Annotated in this window: 4 protein-coding genes and 1 pseudogene; 4 read left to right on the forward strand and 1 reads right to left on the reverse strand. The window is 47.9% G+C overall.

Translation table 11 applies throughout. The features are described 5' to 3' along the window. Positions 1-85 precede the first annotated feature (85 nt). The 4 genes and pseudogenes from CHH67_RS17240 to CHH67_RS17255 all read left to right on the forward strand — a co-directional run bounded on the left by CHH67_RS17240 (position 86) and on the right by CHH67_RS17255 (position 3,535). Positions 86-682, forward strand: a complete 597-nt coding sequence (locus CHH67_RS17240; protein WP_095266446.1) for a TetR/AcrR family transcriptional regulator — start codon at positions 86-88, stop codon at positions 680-682. 172 nt (positions 683-854) lie between these two features. Further along, positions 855-1,883 carry a helix-turn-helix domain-containing protein gene (locus CHH67_RS17245; protein WP_095266447.1) on the forward strand — a complete coding sequence of 343 codons (1,029 nt, stop codon included), beginning with the start codon at positions 855-857 and terminating at the stop codon, positions 1,881-1,883. Positions 1,884-1,933: 50 nt separating this feature from the next. Further along, a pseudogene (locus tag CHH67_RS17250) lies at positions 1,934-2,732 on the forward strand (SDR family NAD(P)-dependent oxidoreductase). A 308-nt stretch (positions 2,733-3,040) separates the two neighbouring features. Then, positions 3,041-3,535, forward strand: coding sequence for a GNAT family N-acetyltransferase (locus CHH67_RS17255; RefSeq protein WP_095266448.1), 495 nt, complete (start codon positions 3,041-3,043; stop codon positions 3,533-3,535). 436 nt (positions 3,536-3,971) lie between these two features. On the opposite strand, the gene CHH67_RS17260 is transcribed toward CHH67_RS17255, so the two are convergent. After that, positions 3,972-4,727 (reverse strand): SDR family NAD(P)-dependent oxidoreductase, encoded by a 756-nt coding sequence (locus tag CHH67_RS17260; protein WP_095266449.1) that lies wholly within the window; start codon positions 4,725-4,727, stop codon positions 3,972-3,974. Between the last annotated feature and the right edge of the window lie 149 nt (positions 4,728-4,876).

Below are 4,876 nucleotides of genomic sequence, written 5' to 3' on the forward strand. Positions count from 1 at the left end.
CTATATAATAAATAAGAAGAAGAAATACGAACTAAAAGCCTTCTTTAATTTTTTATTCATAATCGTCAGAAAGCAGGAATAAGGAATGAATGGTTTTGAAAAGAGGACCCAAGCGAAGAAAAATCAAGTTCTGGAGGCAACTTTTAACTTGATAAATACTGAAGTCGGCATCGAAAAAGTAACGATGGATGACATTGCTAGACATGCCAATGTTGGTAAAACGACAATCTTTAAGTATTTTGGGAGCAAAGAAAATCTGATCCATGAGGTGTTTAAGTATTTTATAACTCAAATGAGGGATGAGGCCCGAAAAATTATGGCCGAAAATAAACCGTTCGAAGAAACGATCATAGCCATGAGTCAAATAAAAATTCATTTTCTGGAGAAGATCAACAAGCAGTTTTATTTGGATTTAATGAGTTTTTTTACGGAGAAGGACGATGACGGATTATCTCTGATGATGCAGGACCACGTGAAGGAAAGCTACAGTCTCATGTTGGATTTGTTTCACCGCGGTCGTAAAGAAGGTAAGGTTGATCTGAAATACTCGGATGAGTTTCTTCTGATTTATTTCCAGGCCCTGGTTGAAGGGATCTCCAGCCCGCATATCTACTCGAAAATTCTCCCTTATACCGCTCAATGGACGGAATTACTGATAAAAGGGGTTGCTCCGAGCAAATAAAGCACTACGTTATGGCACAGTTGAAACAGCAGATCCCCATGCTGCGAGCTCAACACCAATGAATGAACGGGGTAGCCTCGTCCCGTACGAATAGGCTATAATCAGTAGAATCCATGATCCACAAGCTTCGTGGATCATGGTTATTTGACTTTGTCCTTGGAGGTCGGCAGCCATCAATAATCCTTCCGCAGACCATATCAAGATCGCGCCAGGTTTCTGGACTAGCCTGAGGAAGATCGGGGTGGAACCCCTGGATGTAGCGCGCCAAGCACGTTTACCGTTAACCGTCATCACCGAACCGTTAGTCACGACAGCACAATATTATTCGATCTGGCAAGCCTATGCCGAAATAGTCGGGGATATCGCTGCAGGAATCGTCGAGCTTGCAAGCACATACGAGACAGCTCAGTATCCGCCGGATGCTTTGGCGACCTTTCACGCTCGCGACTACCGGGACGCGTTGAACCGAATGGCGCGTTATAAGCGAATGTGCCCTCCGGAAAACTTGAGGATTCTGGAACAAGGCGATCAATGCTCGATTGAATTGGAGTGGCAGCATGCCGAGTTACCCGGACCACCGGTGCTTGTCGGTATTACGCTCGCCTATCTACTTGAGCTCGGGCGCCGGGGCACCGGCCATCACCTCAAGGCTCGATCCGTCGAGTTCATGCACCCTATGGGCGACGTTCAAGCCCTAGAAGAATATTTTGGCTGTCGCGTACAGACGGAGTCAGATCGCAACCGGCTAACGCTGAATTGCGAAGATCTGAACCGTCCGTTCACATCGTACAACGAAGAACTTCTTAAGATTCTGACTCCCGCCTTGGAGCGTACGTTAGATGAACGACAGAGTCAGCTCACCATAAGCGACAAGGTGAAGTGGATCTTGTCTCGATGCCTAACTCGAGGAAGATTCGACATTCAAACCATAGCTTTGGAGCTCGGAATGAGCAATCGTACCTTGCAGCGCAGGCTGACGGAAGAAGGCGTAAGCTTTAAGCAGTTGCTGACGACAACGAGGCGGGAGATGGCCATCGCTTACTTGGCCGACCCTGCGCTGGAGATCAAGGAGGTCGCATTTCTCGTCGGCTACGAGGATCAAAATTCATTTTATCGCGCGTTTCGCTCATGGACAGGAAAGACTCCAGCCAATTGGCGCGCCGCGCAAGAGAATTGGCGTTCGGCGCTAGTTACCGAGTAGGCACAACGATGTATCATAATCCCTATCCAAGATATAAGGAGTGCAGGAAGATGGATATGGGATTGAAGAACAAGACAGCTTTAGTAACGGGATCAACGAGAGGCATAGGCAAAGCGATTGCTCTTGAACTTGCCAGGGAAGGCGTTCATGTACTCATCAATGGCCGGGACAACGATGACGTTGAGCGCACGGTAACTGAGATCCAAGCAGCGTTCCCGGAAACGGAACCTCGAAATGCAGCCGCCGATCTCGTCGATTCGCGGCAAAGAGAAGCTCTATTCGCGAATTTCCCCCACGTCGATATCCTCGTCAACAGCATGGGCATCTATGAGATCATGTCCTATGACGACGTAGACGATGCCGTATGGGAGAAGTATTTCCGGACGAACTTTCTTGCTGCTAATCACTTAAGCAAGTTTTATTTGCCTTCCATGCTGAGTCGCGAATACGGCCGTATTATCTTCATCGCAAGTGAGGAAGCCGTTATGCCTTCCGGACAGATGCCTCAATCAATACGGTGTCACCAAATCGATGCTGTTGTCATTATCCAAAAGCTTGTCCAAGCTGACCCGCGGCGCTGAAGTTACAGTGAACACGATCCTGCCGGGACCGACCCTCTCCGAGAACGTGCTGCAGATCATTGAGAGCATATATGCGAACGAAGAGATGAGCTTCGAGGCTAAAGAGAAAGACTTTATGACGAAGAACGTTCCCCAATCCGAAATCGGGCGGTTTATCAGACCTGAGGAGATTGGCCGATTGACGGCTTTCCTTTGCAGCCCGATGGCTTCCGCCTTTAAAGGATCCCCGATCCGCATGGATGGGGGCATGGTACCAACAATCTTTTAATTCTTCGCTCTAACTAACAGAAAACATCAGAACAAGAGAGTTAGCTCCCCCACAGGCATTGGGCCAGCGGGGGGCTATTTTCATTTGGATTCAATTCAACCAATTGAAATCCGGACGCCTCAGACAAAGACTTTCTTCACTGCCTGCTAGAATTGCTCAATAGCGAGTACAAAGAGTCATGTGCCATTTCGAGCCATCAGCTCCAGCACCCACCAACCAGCTCGCTGGAGCGTATAATTAAAACCGACTTTTCACAAATAGCCTGTGGTAAAATAGGCACGATAACCCACAGAGCTGAGGTGATATGAATGATTACGGTTAAACCGCTAGAACCTCATGCGTTTGATTTTTTTATGGATATGCACTACGAATCGATTCACATCCTGGAGGGGAAGCCGGCGAAGCATGAGCTGCTTAACACGCCATCTCTTAAGAAATATCATGAAGGCTGGGGGAGAGAAGGAGACCGGGCATTAGTAGCGCTCCGGGATGGTCATCTCGCGGGGGCGGTATGGTACAGATTGTTCGACGCAACAAACAAGGGTTACGGGTACGTCGATGACGATACACCGGAGCTTGGCATCGCAGTCCATCCAGAATATCGAGGAAGCGGAATCGGACGAATCTTAATGCATGAAATCATCAAACAGGCAGAGCGCGATGGATACCCATCGCTTTCCTTGAGCGTCGACCCCCATAATTCTTCCGCCGTGAAGTTATATCAACACCTGGGATTTGTCTATTGGGGGATTTCCGGAACATCATGGACCATGAAACTTGATATTCAGTCCCCTTCGGCCTAGAACCCTCACGAGCTGCACCCTGTTGGCTGGGGACACGATACGGTCTGATAGAAGTCGCTATTATAGCGGCTTTTATTTTTTTATCGGTATACGATACGTTTATTGGATGTATGCTCATCAAGCGATGGTGTAACCAATCCTAAGCTTTTATTCCCCGCGATCCTGAGCGGAAGGGGCGAGAGCCTTCTTGTTAAGATCATTCAAGCATGCTGTTGAACATTACACAGCGGAACAAAAAATGCGTTAAATGGTGAAAGCTTTAGTAATCTCCAATAGGATGAGTACCATCTGCAGACTATCTGCGAAAGTAGGATGAATTCAAGTCGACAACCAAGACCCCCCCTATAAAACAAGGGGGGTTTAGGGTAGCAAACTTCTCGTCAATACTTAGTGACCTAAATTTCCCTAGCGGGCTGCTCACTGCGACGATTTGCGATTAGATATTCTGCCCACCTGAGACTTCGATTCTTTGTGCATTAACCCAGTGATTGTCAGATTCAAGCAGGTTGGCGACTACAGGACCGATATCCTCGGGCAGACCGACTCGACCAAGTGCTGTCATCGAGGCAAACGTGTCGTTGTAAGCAGGTATGTCGCGTACAGAGCCTCCTAGAAAATCGGTTTCGATTGCCCCAGGCGCAATAGTATTGGCGGTAATACCTCGGTGACCAAGTTCTTTAGCCATATAGATGGTCAGAATTTCGACCGCTCCCTTCGCCGCAGAGTAGGCGGAGAATCCAGGATAAGATACGCGAGTAAGACCAGATGAGAAATTCACAATACGGCCACCATCTGCGAGAAGTGGCAGAAGGGCCTGAGTTAAGAAAAACACACCCTTGACATGCACATTGAACAGGCTGTCGAATTGAGCTTCTGTTGTCTCGGCGAAGTCGCTCATTTCTCCGTGACCGGCATTGTTCACCAGATGATTGAACGTGGGGCGATCCCAAGTCGATTGCAAGGTCGAACGGACTGTCTCGGCAAAGGCCGCAAAGCTGGCGATGTTTCCAACATCGAGTTGTAGCGCCACTGCTTTACGACCCAGAGCTTCGATTTCAGCAACAACAGACTTTGCTTCTTCTACCTGGCTGCGATAGGTCAGGATGACATCACCGCCATGACGCGCAATACTGATGGCAGTATTGCGCCCAAGTCCGCGGCTGCCGCCAGTGACGATCGAGATATTTCTCATTGTAACTTCATCCTCTCTTGCATCATTATTTATTACACAGTTATCATAAGAAATAAAGTTCACTTGAAGTCAAGGTTTTTTTGACGAATTAATAATTATATAATTGAACGGAGAGATTCTGTGCTTTCATCGCTTTCGAACCTTTGTTT

Source organism: Paenibacillus campinasensis (assembly GCF_002272015.1).
Classification (GTDB): Bacteria; Bacillota; Bacilli; order Paenibacillales; family Paenibacillaceae; genus Paenibacillus_AQ; species Paenibacillus_AQ campinasensis.

Coding starts and splice junctions, on each gene's coding strand:
- CHH67_RS17240 (WP_095266446.1), top strand. CDS start 86: ATGAATGGTTTTGAAAAGAGGACCCAAGCGAAGAAAAATCAAGTTCTG.
- CHH67_RS17255 (WP_095266448.1), top strand. CDS start 3,041: ATGATTACGGTTAAACCGCTAGAACCTCATGCGTTTGATTTTTTTATG.
- CHH67_RS17260 (WP_095266449.1), bottom strand. CDS start 4,727: ATGAGAAATATCTCGATCGTCACTGGCGGCAGCCGCGGACTTGGGCGC.